The following is a 13086-nucleotide window of genomic DNA, read 5'->3' on the forward strand; positions in this document are numbered from 1 at the left end:
GTTGTTGGGGACTCTGGCTCTACCGCTCATTGCGCCTGTGGTTGTCAGTGTGTTCAAGTGGAATCCCCTGGACTATAGTTCGACTGGCATTGTGCGTACGGGGACCGTGGTGCTGCTATTGTTGGTTGTTTCGATAGCGCTTGGTGTGTGGTGGAAGCGCAAGGTCTGGCTGACTTGTGCCGCAATCTATTACGTTATCTTTATTCTGTTCTACACCACAATGTTAACGAATGCGCGTGGGGTTGTCACGGGCATGGTAGGCATGTTGGGGCACTGGTTGTCGCAGCAGGAGGTGAGGCGCGGTGGGCAGCCCTGGTACTACTTCTTTTTCTTGAATGCACTGTACGAATTTTTGCCCTCTTTGCTGACGGGCGCAGCCATGGTCTATTACTTCTGGACAGGTCGCCGTTCTCAATGGGTGGGGGCGGAGAGCGAGGCCGAGGCAACTCCTGCAACTAGCCCAGGAGCAACGGGACGGAGGCGTAGGACAGGCAGGCAGGAGGCTGCTCCAGCGATTGCGGTGACAAGGGAAGGGGCGAAGGTGTTTGTTCCTTTTCTCATCTATTGGACAGTGACGAACCTTGTCATCTGGGCGTGGGCGGGTGAGAAGATGCCTTGGCAGAACATGCACTTGGTCTTGCCGTTGGGGCTGTTGGGCGGATGGTTTCTTGGTCGGGTATGGGAGTCAACCGATTGGCGCAAGTTAGTGTATCAAGGGGCACTTTCCATGATGCTCTTGCTTGCTGTAGGTGCGTTCTCGCTTTTTATCTTGTTGGCCACCATGCGCAGCCCGATACGCCCATTTAGTGGGACAGGGCTTGATCAGTTGCAATCCACTTTGCGCTGGGTACTGGCGCTGGTTTTGTTTGTGATTGCAGCGGTGTGGATCTATACCCGCGGTCGCCAGCTCGGTTGCAGTGGCTGGGCGCGCATTGTCCTGGCCTTGCTTTGTGTCGTTTTGATCGCCGTTACGGTGCGTTTTGCGTTGATGTTGAGTTTTATCAACCAGGACTATGCGACCGAATTCCTCGTGTATGCGGCTGCGACACCGGATACGGCGGCTCTCATGCGTGAGTTGGATGAAATGTCGCGGCGGATGATTGGCTCTCAAGTGCTCCAGATTGCCTACGATAATGAATCACAGCAACCCTTCTTCTGGTATCTGCGCGATCGCGAAGGGGTGACCTTCTTCACCGGAGAGAGCGGTTTGTTTGGTGATCCGCATGTGGTCATCATTGGTCTAGGCAATGAAGCCAAACTGAGATCGCAACTGGTTGGGAAATACATTCGGAGAGGACGAGACTATCGGCTCATCTGGTGGCCTGATGAAGAGCCATACCGCAACCTGACCCTCGCCAAATTGTGGAACGATCTGTGCGACCCTGCCAGGCGCAAGTACTGGTGGGACATCATCTGGTCCCGCAAATACCCCCACGCTACTACATCTTGGCCTTTGGTGAGCAAGTTTGCCTTGTACGTGCGCAAGGACATTGCGGCGCAGTTGTGGGATTATGGGCCTGAGGTGGCAGGCATAGGGCTTGAACTGCCTGAGGATGAATACGAGAAGCGGCGCATTCAAGTTTCGGCGGTGCTGACCTGGGGCAGTTTTGGCACAGGGGCAGGGCAGTTCAACGATCCGAAGGGGATAGCGGTGGATGAGCAGGGGAATGTGTATGTAGTGGACACGCGCAACCATCGGGTGCAGGTTTTTGACAATGCTGGGCGGTATGTGCGTGGTTGGGGGCGGCAAGGGGATGGTGCTGGGGAGTTTCAGGAGCCGTGGGGGATAGCGGTGGATAAGGGAGGGGACGTGTATGTGGCGGACACATGGAACCACCGCATCCAGAAGTTTGATAGGGAAGGGCGTTTTGTGAAGCAGTGGGGTGTATTTGGGGACACGGGTGGCGTGTTGGGAGCGACGGATGTGTTTTATGGGCCGCGTGACATTGAGGTGGATGGTGAGGGGAAGCTATTGGTGAGCGACACGGGGAACAAGCGGGTGTTGAAGTTCACAACTGAGGGTGAGTTTGTGGGGCAGTGGGGCGGAGGGGGGTCGTTGAGTGGGCAGATGCGTGAGCCGTGTGGTTTGGCGGTGGATGGGGGAGGGAACGTGTATGTAGCGGATGTGTGGAACGAGCGGATACAGAAGTTTGATGGGGGTTGGAAGTATGTGACGGAGTGGATGGTATTGGGATGGGAGAGTGAGTCGCCGGTGAACAAGCCATATGTGGCGGTGGATGGGCGTGGGTATGTGTATGCGACGGCGCCTGAGTATCATCGTGTGGTGAAGTTTGATGGGAGTGGGAAGGTGGTGGCGGTGTGGGGGGCATATGGGAGCGATGCGGGGTCGTTCAACGTGCCTTCTGGGATCGCGGTGGATGGGGAGGGGAACATCTACGTGGCGGACTCGGGCAATCACCGCATCATGAAGTTCGCACCAATACCGTGATCCTTTCTGTTGCTCCCAATTAAGAAGTTGTCATCGAGATTGGCTGGTTTTCTATGCTGTGATCCTCTCTGTGGAACGTTTGAAAGTCTGTGCGTAGACGATCAGGCACTTTCTGGTTGGTTCGCTTAGAGGGAGATGGGTCAGAGCGTATTGTGGCGAGAAGAAGCCAAAGCTCTGACCCTCTCCCAGGTGCAGTTGATGCAACTCTTTGTCAATCGGGCCGATATAGACATATCGCTCGAACTCCTCGTCGTGGAATTCGCCAAACGGCTGGTATGACTCCAGGTGAAAGCGGATCTCCTCTTCTACTTCTCGGCGGAGTGCTTCCTCCAAGGTTTCTCCCGGCTCAACGTGGCCGCCAACCAATCCCCACGTATTGGGTGCGGGAATGCTTGGATCGTTCGCGCGGTGAAGCAGAAGGATTTCGCCTTTTTGATTCACCAAGATAATCCCAACAATTTGTCTTCGAGATTTCTGTTTATCCCGGTTTTGCCTTTGCTTGCATGGCTCGTTCATATTCAGCTCGCTCGCGCAACTGACCGCGCAGGGCTGCAATATCACGCGGCACCAAATAGGCTACCACAGCAAAGAAAAGGGCACAGAGTATCCAGGTGGATACGCAAATGGATAGAATGGCATTGTGCAGGGAGGAGCGTACAGCAATCAGCCCAGCCATCAGTGGTGCTAGAGCTGCACCCGCTGATTCGATAAAGTACTGCACGGCCAGTGCTGTGCTGCGCACCTCTGGCAGTGTAATGTCATAGACTGTGGAGACCACGTTGGGCGAAGCGATGGGGATGAACAGGGCGGTCAAGCAAAGCAATATCATGAACAGCATTTGATTGCCAGCCGGGATGCTCAGCGTGATGACCAGCAGGATGGCTCCCATTAAAACACCCGTCATGGCTACCAGCGCCCGGCCACGGGGTGTGCGCTTGAAGAAAAAGTCGCCCACTGCGCCACCCACGAAGTAGCCTGCCGATAGGACCAGCACGGCGGTGGCCATGGTCGTGAACACGGCGGTGCTGGAGTACCCGCGTTCTGTCTCGAGGTAGCGGAAAAACCAGTAGGTGATCACATTCCACGGGAAAACGCCAAAGAATCCCTGGATGAACAACAACACTAGGCTACGCTTTTTGAACAGCCCCAGAGCGGTCTGTAGGTTGAAGCGGTAAATCCCAATCTGTTCCAGGTCCCGCAGTTCAGGTTCGGCTTTGCCGCGTGGCGCTTCGCGCACGCCAAAAAAGATGAGCAACGACAGCAGGATGCCCAGGGAACCAGTAACGTAGTAAATGCCACGCCAGCCCAATGCATTGCTGAGCAGAAGACCCAACAACATGCCCAGCATATAGCCAAAGGGCTGCGCGATCTGCAGCAATCCATAGATTTTGCCGCGCATCTCTGGCCCAAAATAGTCGGAGATGAGGCTGTACAGTCCAGGGTAACTGGAATCGTCAATGCCAGTCGTGGCGCGGGTGGCCAGAAAGGCTCCGTATGTGGGCGCGATGGCGCTGAGCCAGGTGGTCGAACCCCAAATGAATGAAGCCAACGCGAGCAGTTTTGAGCGTGCATAACGGTCGTAGAGGTAGCCCCAAACTGGGTACAGGATAGCGCCGACAATGAGCGCACCGGTGACGACTGCCCCCATCTGTGCTTCGTTGATGTGGAACGTGTTCATAATCTGTGTCGTCAGGGGGCCAATGAGGAGCTTGTCGCATTGATGAAGCAGCATAAAGGCAAAGAAAGTGACGACAACGAACCAGCGGTATCTAGAATGTGCTTTCATCGCAATTCTCCTTTTCTGTAGCGTGCTGCGTCTTTCTGAGCCAGTGAAGATTACAGCAAGCCCTTTGGATTTTATGGTGCAAGGCAGGGAAGCCTTGGGCAAATTATAATACGACACAAAGCTACCAAACAAATCCCTTGATATTGGATGCAGAAGGTTGTGTTCCTATTTTCGCTCCATAGGCTGCCAGTTCAGATTCGATCCGATGTTTGGGTTAAAGCCCGGGTCATCGGTTAGGATGTACTCGCCCAGGCTATTGGCCCAAGCATGCCGATAGCCACCTGGCAGTTCTATACCGTATTCTTTGAATGGGTCATGGTACTCATCAACCCCGCGTATCGCCTGGCTGAAGCTGCTGGAAATGCGGTCGTATGTCTGTTGTCGCTGATAGTAGGATTCCATCATCATATCGCTGATTTGGTTGCTAGTTTGGCTAATAATGCGGCTGAGTTGACCCACATTGTGTATCTGTTGAATCTGATTCTGAACCAGGTATTGGCTGACCTGCGTGTAACGGCTGTACCACAGTGGGTTTAGACGGAAGGAACTGGTCATGACTTGGTAGAGATCCGCCAAGTTATCCAATCGTCCAGCTAGAGCACGGAATGAGAAAAGGTAACTGGCTTGCCAGAAGATGTTTTCCACTGCTCCCATCAGCATTGGCGTTACAATGCGGGTGAGCTCAACCACGCAGAAAAACTCCTCTTCAATAGTAGCCATGTCTTTTGTGTAGCGCACGCGGGTTTTGGCGCCGTCTGCGGTGGTTAGAGCACTGGGTGCCTCGGGGCGAGTTGCCTGCAACTGGCTGGCCAGGTCAGGTAGATGCTCCTCATGAGTAATCTGCAGGCCTGCTATATTGCCTCTGAAACGTGGAAGCACGACCTCACGTAAAGCCTGCTGTGCACCAACAGGAGGTCGAACTTCATTTCCAAAGTAGAAGCTACCCACTGGACACGTCATTAGCACCATAGGGTTATTTGTCCAGTAGAAAGGTTGAGCCGGAAAGACCTCAAAGGCCTCTGCGCCACCAGGGTTACGCACTTGAAAGGCAATGACAGCAGGCATGCCTGGATTGTTCATCAGCCAATGCACACCTCCTTCGAATTCCCAGCCGCTAGGGATGAGCATGCGAAAGGCTTCCATGCCTACGCCTTGCGTGTCCACACAGGAGAAGAGCTTTAGATGCATGCCCTGGACAAAGGCCTCCTGACCCCTTTCTGTTTCTGTAAGTGGTCCTGTGCGATACCGGATGAGGCGGGACCCGCAATAGGGGCAGATGATTTGCTCGCCGCCTGACGGCAGATTGCCGCCACATTGTGGGCACTGGTCAGCAATCAAGTGAGATTCGCCTGTAGCCATGTTCTTCCTCCCTTATTGTTTTCCGCTTTGAGACGTAGAACTTGCTTGTGGGCCAAGGAGAACTGCCAGTTGGGCTACTTGTGAGGCATGCACCACGGCCAGTACCTCGTCAGCGGGCTGCAACACGGTATCGCCATGAGGAATGAGGAGCTGTCCCTTGCGGATGATAGCGGCCAATTGACATTCACTGGGTAGTTGCAGTTCGCGCACTGCCTTACCTACGGCTATGGCGGTGGGATCCACCTTCTCCTCTACCAGCGAGTACTGCCCTTTGCGCAACTTGAGCAAGGTCATCATGTCGCCCAGCGACATCTCCTCCGCAATGAGATGGGCCATTAGGTCTGCCTGGTTCAGTCCCACGTCCACGCCCATTTCTGGAGTGAATAGCCAAGCGTTCTTGGGGTTGTTTACGCGAGCGATGACTCTTGGCACATGAAACTCGAAGTGCGCCAGGCTAGCCACAACGAGGTTCGTTTCATCTGCTCCTGTTACAGCCGCGACGACATCTGCCTGACGAATACCAGCTGCCTCTAGCACGTTGGGGTCTGTGCCGTTGCCTTGTATCACCACTTCTGCTGGCAGATCACGCTGCAAGCGCGGGATCTCTTCCCGCTTGAGTTCGATGACTTTCACGCGATACCCCTCGCTTAGTAGCATGGAGGCTAAATGCGTTCCTACTTTGCCTCCCCCTACAATCAAGACCATCATGACCATTTGCTTTTCCTCCTTATTCCAATCCCAGCAGCGCCTTGAGCCGTTTGGTAGATGTGGTGAGAGCTGCCAGATGAATCAGGTCGCCAGCTTGAAGCACCGTGCCCTGCGTGGGTAAGAAGGTCTTGCCACTGCGCGTGATTGCCACTACGTGAACCTCGCCCAGGACGGTCAGGTCCCGCACAGTGCGTCCCACCAGGAGAGCAGGCACTTCCGCTTCGATGATGTTGACGTCGCTGCCCAGTCTCAGGACGGTTTCCAGGGGAGAACGGCAAAGCAACTCAGCAATTTGATTGATGCCCCACGTGACGGGAGAGATGGTCTGCAGTCCAAGCCGTTGGTAGATTTCCGCTTTGCGTGGATCATACAGGCGGGCGACAACCTTGGGGACATGGAATACCTGACTAGCAAGGCGAGCAGCCACCACATTGGCATCATCGCTGGCTGTTACCGCCGCCAGACAATCGGCGCGTTCGATTCCAGCTTGTATTAGGACTTCATGATCAAAGCCAATGCCAACTACCGTCTTGCCTTTGAATGCAGGGCCCAAACGTTCAAAGGCAAGAGGATCGCTATCCACCACGGTCACGGCGTGGCCTTGCAGGCTGAGCAGTTTTGCCAGTCCAGCGCCAAGCCTTCCACAACCAATAATGATGATTTTCATCGAGCACCTCCTCAGTGGAATCGCAAGGATTCCTTGGTTACTTCGGTTGAGTTGGTACAGACCTCTGACGTTCACGGTAGCGCAGCCACATCTTGCGCAATTCGTCCATCAATAGCAAGGACGGCGTCCAGGCAAACAGGAACAACCAGTTCTGCAATGGGAAGGACGCTGTGCCAAAAATGCTTTGAAACAATGGGACATAAATAATCAGTCCGACGACCGCGAGTTCGCTGAGGATACCCACCCATAGCAACCGGTTGTTCCACGGACTCACACGAAAGGTAGAGATTCGCTCTGAACGCTGGGCGAACAAGTTGCCAATCTGGGTCGTTACGACTGCAGCAAGCGCCATAGCCGTTGCAGAACGGTACAGAATGCCACTCGAAGGCAAATCCAACCATTGCCCCCGGTAGCCGTTCATCCAGTACTGCAGGTAAAAGGCGGCCATCGTCGCCAAACTTTGTACTGGTCCCAACCAGAGATATGCACGAGCCAGCAGGGCAGGGGTAATGGCATGCTCTTTCAAATTGCGCGGGGGACGATCCATCAACCCAGGTTCTGGGGGCTCAGCACCTAGAGCCAGGGCAGGCACGATGTCGGTGCCTAGGTCAATGGAGAGAATTTGCATCACATTCAGGGCCAATGGGATGCGCGCCCGGCTGAGTGCAAAAAGGATAAAGGGCACGGCTTCAGGCGTGTTGCTAGTAAAGATGTACGTGATGAATTTCTTGATATTGGCATAGACCGCTCGCCCTTCCTCTATGGCATTGACAATGGAGGCGAAATTATCGTCCGTCAGGACCATATCCGCTGCCTCCTTAGCCACATCGGTGCCAGCGAGTCCCATTGCCACTCCGATGTTCGCCTTTTTCAAGGCCGGCGCATCATTGACCCCGTCACCTGTGACCGCCACAATGTGTCCCATCTTCTGAAGCGCGCTAACCACACGCAGTTTGTGCTCTGGAGCCACACGGGCGAAGATGACCTCAGCCTGCAAAGCTTCCTGCAGCTTCCCGTCATCCATGGCATCCAATTCGCTGCCGCTGATGATGCGGGGATTTCTGGTGCGGATGATGCCTATGCGGCGGGCGATGCTTTCCGCGGTCAGCCCATAATCTCCGGTGATCATCACTACGCGTATACCAGCACGATGACATTTCTCTACAGCTTCCGCCACTTCTGGTCGGGGTGGATCCATCATCGCTACCAACCCGAGAAAGGTCAGATCACGCTCGACGTCCTGGGCTGTATACTCTGATGGAGCATAACAGGATGCATCTCCTGCTAGTGAGCGCATGGCAACAGCCAGTACACGCAATCCGTTGCGTGCATACTCGTCATTGGCAGCGATAATTTGTGCACGCATGGCCTCATCCAAGGGACGCTGCAGACCATCCATTTGGATATGGCTACATAGCGCCAGCGTTTCTTTTGGCGCGCCTTTGACATAGGCTACTCGCACGGTTCCGCTCTGCCGAACCATGCTCATGCGTTTGCGACGCGACTCGAAGGGGAGTTCGCACAAACATGGGGCTTGGCGCATTTCGGTTTCCAGGTCGAGCCCACCTTTGAGGGCCAGTACTTGTAAAGCGGCTTCAGTGGGATCGCCTAGCACTGACCAGCGTGGGGAATCATCGTTAGGAGGCAGGAGATGAGCATTGTTGCAGAGGACGCCAGCGACAAGCAATTGCCGTAGATCGCCATCTACAGGGATCGGGATAGGTTGTCCAGCGGACAGGATTCGACCCTCAGGCGCATAACCAACGCCAGTTACGGTCAGTTGCCGTCCGGCTACCCACAGGCCGCGCACCGTCATTTCATTCTGAGTGAGTGTGCCAGTCTTGTCGGTGCAGATGATGCTGGTGCAGCCCAGCGTCTCGACGGCGGAGAGTTTCTTAATCAAAGCATGGCGTTGAGCCATGCGCTGTGTACCCATAGCCAAGGCTAGGGTCACCGTGGGCAGCAGCCCCTCGGGCACAAATGCAACGATCATGCCTAGGGAAAAGATAAAGCTCTCGGCCAGATTGATGCCAACCAACGCGGCAGCCAACACGAAGAAGATCAAGCCGACTCCCACCGCCACGGCCGTGACCACTTTGGTTACGTTGCTCAACTCTTGCTGCAAGGGGCTTGGCTCTTCCTCCAATGCTTGCGTGAAATGGGCGATTCTGCCGAACTCGGTTTTCATGCCTGTCGCAAAGACAACTGCCTTGCCTGTGCCAGCAACCACATTTGTGCCGGCAAAGACCAGGTTGGGCAACTCGCTACGAGCCAAGTCCGTTTGCAGAACAGCTTCGCTCGTCTTGTGCACTGGGTGGGATTCTCCCGTGAGGGTGGATTGGTCTATCTGGAGTTCCACCTCATGCACTAGGCGGCCATCGGCAGAGATGTGATCCCCCTCACTCAACAGCAGCACATCGCCGGGCACCAATTCCTCAGCAGGAATGTGCTGCTCCTCTCCCTCGCGCAACACACGGGCATAAGTTGGAAGGAGACGGCGCAAAGCCTCGGCGGCTTTCTCTGCACGATATTCCTGCCAGAAGCTGAAAGCGCCGTTGATGAAATTGACTAGCCAAATCGCGATGCCTAACTGGGGCATCTGAGCGATGAAAGCGATTGCACCACCAACCCACAGCAGGATTGCCATGAGGTGGGTAAAATTGACCAGGAAGCGCAGGATAAGGGGTTTGCCTTTCACCTTATGGATGGCGTTTCGTCCAAAGCGTCGCAGGCGCTCGGCAGCTTCTGCCTGCGTTAATCCCCCCGGGCGCGTATCCAGGGCCTGGTATACTTCTGCAATTGCTAGAGCATGGATCAGCTCTAGGTTATCTGTTTCAGTAGGGGCATTGGTCTGTCTGCTCATGCGATTTTCAAGGGTCAAAGATAGCGCTAACTATATCTCTCTTCTTTCCATGGGTCACCGTGATTGTGGTATCCACGGGATTCCCAAAAGCCGGGCATATCCTTTGCTCTGAATTCGATGCCAGTAACCCATTTGGCGCTTTTCCAAAAGTAGAGTCTAGGTATGACTAGCCGCACTGGATAACCATGCGCTGGCGTGAGAGGTTGATGGTCATGCTCCATGGCGAATAACGCATCCAATGCGAAGAAATCGTCCAGCGTGAGATTGGTCGTGAAATTACCTGCGGCGTGGACGATGACAAATTTGGCCTCAGGGAGTATCGTGGTCAAGCTCTTGATCGTGTTGGTGCTTATCCCTCCCCACAGGTTGTTCAGTCGTGACCAACCTGTGACGCAATGGATGTCAGAGAACACCTTCACACGGGGCAAGGCAGTGAATTCTTCATAACTCAAAACTCGTTTTTCTTTGACCAAGCCCGATATAGTGAACGTCCACTGAGCCAAGTCAATTTGGGACACAAAACCGTAATGCAGCACAGGCCATTTGTCAGTGAGCCGCTGGCCCGGGGGTATCCGGTTTACTCTTTTTGTATCCGGGCTAATGATGATTTCTTCGTCCATGTCTTACTCCTTTGATGCTAAGTATAATCTGAATTTCCCGCTGCTCCAAGCTAGCAGAGCCCAGGTTAGGGCATAGCTTCGGACCACTGCTTGATATACTACCTCGAAACATCATTCTGAGCCACTAAGCGGCAAAGAATCACTTTTGGGAGATTTCGCTTAGAGATGGAGAACCAGAGATTGGCAGGGATGTTCCAACTCGTGTCCGAAGTTCATGGGGGCAACTTAGGCAAAGGATGAATTTAGCATGTACTGACTTCGCCATATTGGAGCACGTCGCAGGAAGGGTCTGCACGGTTAAGGAGGCTCGGAGTGCAATCCAAATGGTAGCGGAGCTTGCCAGATACCCAGCTCCGTCGTGGGCTCTCTGAGGTTTTGCAAGTTTCTTGCCAGAGTGACACGAATGGGTAGCGCGATCCGCGGGTTAGAACCTAGTCCTTATGCTGCACAATGGCTGCGGCAATCACTCCTGGACCAGCATGGCTGGATAGGACAGCGCCTGTTTCTGTCATCATGACCTGCTCGAGCGGAAAGTGGATGCACTCCGCAAGCGTGCGGGCGAAAGAGGGTGCAGCCGCAGCATTGGTCTGTCTGGTGTAAACGACGATGAGCATTTCTGCCGGGGCCCGGCTAGCAATTTCTTGCTGAATACGCTCCAGTCCCTTCTCACGCGAGCGAGCAGCGCCCAGCAGTTTGAGTTGGCCATCTATCACTTCGAGAATAGGTTTGATATTTAACATGCGGACCACACGTTCCAGCACGGGAATAATCTGATCAGCGCGTCCACCCCGTCGCAAGTACTCGATGGTATCCAGAACAATGAACAGGTGCGTACGGGCGCGGATGTTTTCAAGTTGGGTCAGGATTTCTTCGAGGCTTTTGCCCTCTGCGGCTGCCTTGGCAGCGGTTATCGCCTGATAGGCCTGGGCTAGCGAGAGAGAAAGCGTGTCAAAGACCGTGACTTGCCCGGGAAAATTTTGCGCGGCAGCATAGGCTGAGTTAAGCGTTCCGCTATGTTTGCTCGTGATCGTTAAGCACAGGACGTGATTGCCTTGTCCGATCAATTCCGCGAATACTTGCTCGAACATCCCGGTGGCTGGCTGTGAAGTCTGGGGGTAAGGTGGCCCTTTTTCCGCTTTTTTCCAGAACTCGTCCACCGATAGCTGGCCATCCAGATACACCTCTTCGCCAAAGCGCACGACCAGCGGCACTACGGTAATGCCATATCGGGCGCAAAGCTCTTGGGGCAGGTCTGCCCCACTATCGGTGACTATCGCAATTTTAGGCATATTCTCTTCTCCTGACATTTATATTTGCTTACAAAACACGCTATAAGAGCATTGGTTACGCAAGATAGCGGGATTTCTATTTACATCCACTTGGGCCCAAGGGAGGAAGCGGTGTACAATGCCCTCTGGCGAGCCAAGAGGATGGAAAGACGCGATGGGCATGGGCCAGAGGTCCTGCTGTCGATGCTGGGCAAAAGTTGCTGCATCAATACGGTAAATTGCGGTAAAGGCTCGCTAGCGATTTCATGCAATGCATGCTATAATTAATTTATATTGGTTGCATTACTCACGCAAGACAATACGACAAGGAAAGGTGGTATGCGCTGATGGGAAAGCATTGGGGGCGTGTGATTGCAGGATTGCTCGTGATCATGGTGGGTGTGCTCTTGCTGCTGGCGCAATTGGGGTGGATTGTGCTCCAGGGAGCAGTGTGGGGCAGCCTGGCCTTGCTGGCCGGAGCGGTGGTCTTTGGCTCGCTATGGCTAAGCAATCCGGTTGAATGGTGGCCGCTGATCCCCGCTTGCATTATGCTAGCCTGGGGCTTGGGCTTGCTGTTCGGGGCTCTCGGGTTGCCTGGCTGGCTTATCCAGTTGGTTGGGTTTGGTGGCAGTGCCCTGCCTTTCTTCTACATTTTCTTCAAGCAGAGTGCCAAGGATGGTTGGTGGGCTCTCATCCCGGCGGGTATCCTTAGCGCTTGGGGAGTGAGTTCTTTGCTGGACGGGCTGGGGCTGCCGGATGTGCTGGTCAATCTGGTGGGCTTTTGGGGCAGTGCTGTGCCTTTCCTGCTCATCTTCGCCTTGGATCGCCGCAAGAATTGGTGGGCGCTCATTCCCGGCGGCGTCATGGCCTTCATGGGACTGGTGATGGCATTGGGCCAGTGGTTGGGCGAGGAGTGGATTCCTACCCTCATCATGTTAGGTATAGCGGCTGTGTTTTTGGCGATTTTTGCCGTGGATCGCCGCAACTGGTGGGCCTTGATACCGGCAGGAGTGCTGACCGTGGTGGGCATAGGCGTGGGGCCATTGGGTGCGACGATGTGGATGCTCTGGCCAGTAGCACTGATCCTGCTCGGTGTTTTTCTGATTGTGCGCACTCTTCTGGTACGAGGATAGCGTAGGTAGCACCAGGTGTTGCCATTAACTCAGATGTTGTGCTGCTATGGTTGCTGAACAAAGACCAACCGAGTCAAATACTACAGGGTATGCACGAGCGCGGGCAATCAACCGCATTCTCCTTGTGGTGGCATTGTTTGCCATTGCGCTTGGTTTGGCATGGGGTCAGGCGCTCATTACCTGGCTGAATGCGACTCTGCTTTGCTCATCCTGCATTGGCATCCAATAGGAAG

Annotated in this window: 11 protein-coding genes; 3 read left to right on the forward strand and 8 right to left on the reverse strand. The window is 54.4% G+C overall.

The annotated features are described in order from the left end of the window. On the forward strand, nucleotides 1-2449 hold a 2449-nt coding region (locus H5T67_11005; protein ID MBC7245839.1), incomplete at its 5' end, for a 6-bladed beta-propeller. Between the two features lie 51 nt (nucleotides 2450-2500). Here H5T67_11005 and H5T67_11010 read toward each other — a convergent pair. The 8 genes from H5T67_11010 to H5T67_11045 all read right to left on the reverse strand — a co-directional run bounded on the left by H5T67_11010 (nucleotide 2501) and on the right by H5T67_11045 (nucleotide 11741). Continuing rightward, entirely contained in the window at nucleotides 2501-2890 is a 390-nt protein-coding gene (locus H5T67_11010) for an NUDIX domain-containing protein (protein ID MBC7245840.1), read from the reverse strand. A 37-nt stretch (nucleotides 2891-2927) separates the two neighbouring features. Then, the gene (locus tag H5T67_11015) at nucleotides 2928-4235 is read right to left on the reverse strand and encodes an MFS transporter (protein MBC7245841.1); all 1308 of its coding nucleotides are present in this window, start codon (nucleotides 4233-4235) and stop codon (nucleotides 2928-2930) included. Between the two features lie 165 nt (nucleotides 4236-4400). Further along, a complete protein-coding gene (locus H5T67_11020; protein ID MBC7245842.1) occupies nucleotides 4401-5594 on the reverse strand; it encodes a zinc ribbon domain-containing protein in 1194 nt (397 codons plus the stop codon). 12 nt (nucleotides 5595-5606) lie between these two features. Continuing rightward, nucleotides 5607-6302, reverse strand: a complete 696-nt coding sequence (locus H5T67_11025) for a TrkA family potassium uptake protein (GenBank protein ID MBC7245843.1) — start codon at nucleotides 6300-6302, stop codon at nucleotides 5607-5609. Between the two features lie 19 nt (nucleotides 6303-6321). Continuing rightward, nucleotides 6322-6969 carry an NAD-binding protein gene (locus H5T67_11030; protein MBC7245844.1) on the reverse strand — a complete coding sequence of 216 codons (648 nt, stop codon included), beginning with the start codon at nucleotides 6967-6969 and terminating at the stop codon, nucleotides 6322-6324. Between the two features lie 37 nt (nucleotides 6970-7006). Then, on the reverse strand, nucleotides 7007-9832 hold the full coding sequence (locus H5T67_11035) for a cation-transporting P-type ATPase (protein MBC7245845.1): 2826 nt from the start codon (nucleotides 9830-9832) through the stop codon (nucleotides 7007-7009). A 26-nt stretch (nucleotides 9833-9858) separates the two neighbouring features. Then, a complete protein-coding gene (locus H5T67_11040) occupies nucleotides 9859-10452 on the reverse strand; it encodes a sulfite oxidase-like oxidoreductase (GenBank protein ID MBC7245846.1) in 594 nt (197 codons plus the stop codon). Between the two features lie 431 nt (nucleotides 10453-10883). After that, nucleotides 10884-11741, reverse strand: coding sequence for a DegV family protein (locus H5T67_11045; GenBank protein MBC7245847.1), 858 nt, complete (start codon nucleotides 11739-11741; stop codon nucleotides 10884-10886). Nucleotides 11742-12067: 326 nt separating this feature from the next. On the opposite strand from H5T67_11045, the gene H5T67_11050 reads away from it, so the two are divergent. Together H5T67_11050 and H5T67_11055 are read left to right on the forward strand one after the other, a co-directional pair. Then, nucleotides 12068-12853, forward strand: a complete 786-nt coding sequence (locus H5T67_11050) for a hypothetical protein (protein ID MBC7245848.1) — start codon at nucleotides 12068-12070, stop codon at nucleotides 12851-12853. A 46-nt stretch (nucleotides 12854-12899) separates the two neighbouring features. Continuing rightward, a complete protein-coding gene (locus H5T67_11055; protein MBC7245849.1) occupies nucleotides 12900-13082 on the forward strand; it encodes a hypothetical protein in 183 nt (60 codons plus the stop codon). Nucleotides 13083-13086 lie beyond the last annotated feature (4 nt).

Source organism: Chloroflexota bacterium (assembly GCA_014360905.1).
In the GTDB taxonomy this organism is placed as follows: Bacteria; Chloroflexota; Anaerolineae; order UBA2200; family UBA2200; genus JACIWX01.

What these genes read in the sequence shown, in the direction of transcription:
- H5T67_11015 (MBC7245841.1), bottom strand. Translation starts at nt 4,235, where the DNA reads ATGAAAGCACATTCTAGATACCGCTGGTTCGTTGTCGTCACTTTCTTT.
- H5T67_11020 (MBC7245842.1), bottom strand. Translation starts at nt 5,594, where the DNA reads ATGGCTACAGGCGAATCTCACTTGATTGCTGACCAGTGCCCACAATGT.
- H5T67_11025 (MBC7245843.1), bottom strand. Translation starts at nt 6,302, where the DNA reads ATGATGGTCTTGATTGTAGGGGGAGGCAAAGTAGGAACGCATTTAGCC.
- H5T67_11030 (MBC7245844.1), bottom strand. Translation starts at nt 6,969, where the DNA reads ATGAAAATCATCATTATTGGTTGTGGAAGGCTTGGCGCTGGACTGGCA.
- H5T67_11035 (MBC7245845.1), bottom strand. Translation starts at nt 9,832, where the DNA reads ATGAGCAGACAGACCAATGCCCCTACTGAAACAGATAACCTAGAGCTG.
- H5T67_11040 (MBC7245846.1), bottom strand. Translation starts at nt 10,452, where the DNA reads ATGGACGAAGAAATCATCATTAGCCCGGATACAAAAAGAGTAAACCGG.
- H5T67_11045 (MBC7245847.1), bottom strand. Translation starts at nt 11,741, where the DNA reads ATGCCTAAAATTGCGATAGTCACCGATAGTGGGGCAGACCTGCCCCAA.
- H5T67_11050 (MBC7245848.1), top strand. Translation starts at nt 12,068, where the DNA reads ATGGGAAAGCATTGGGGGCGTGTGATTGCAGGATTGCTCGTGATCATG.
- H5T67_11055 (MBC7245849.1), top strand. Translation starts at nt 12,900, where the DNA reads ATGGTTGCTGAACAAAGACCAACCGAGTCAAATACTACAGGGTATGCA.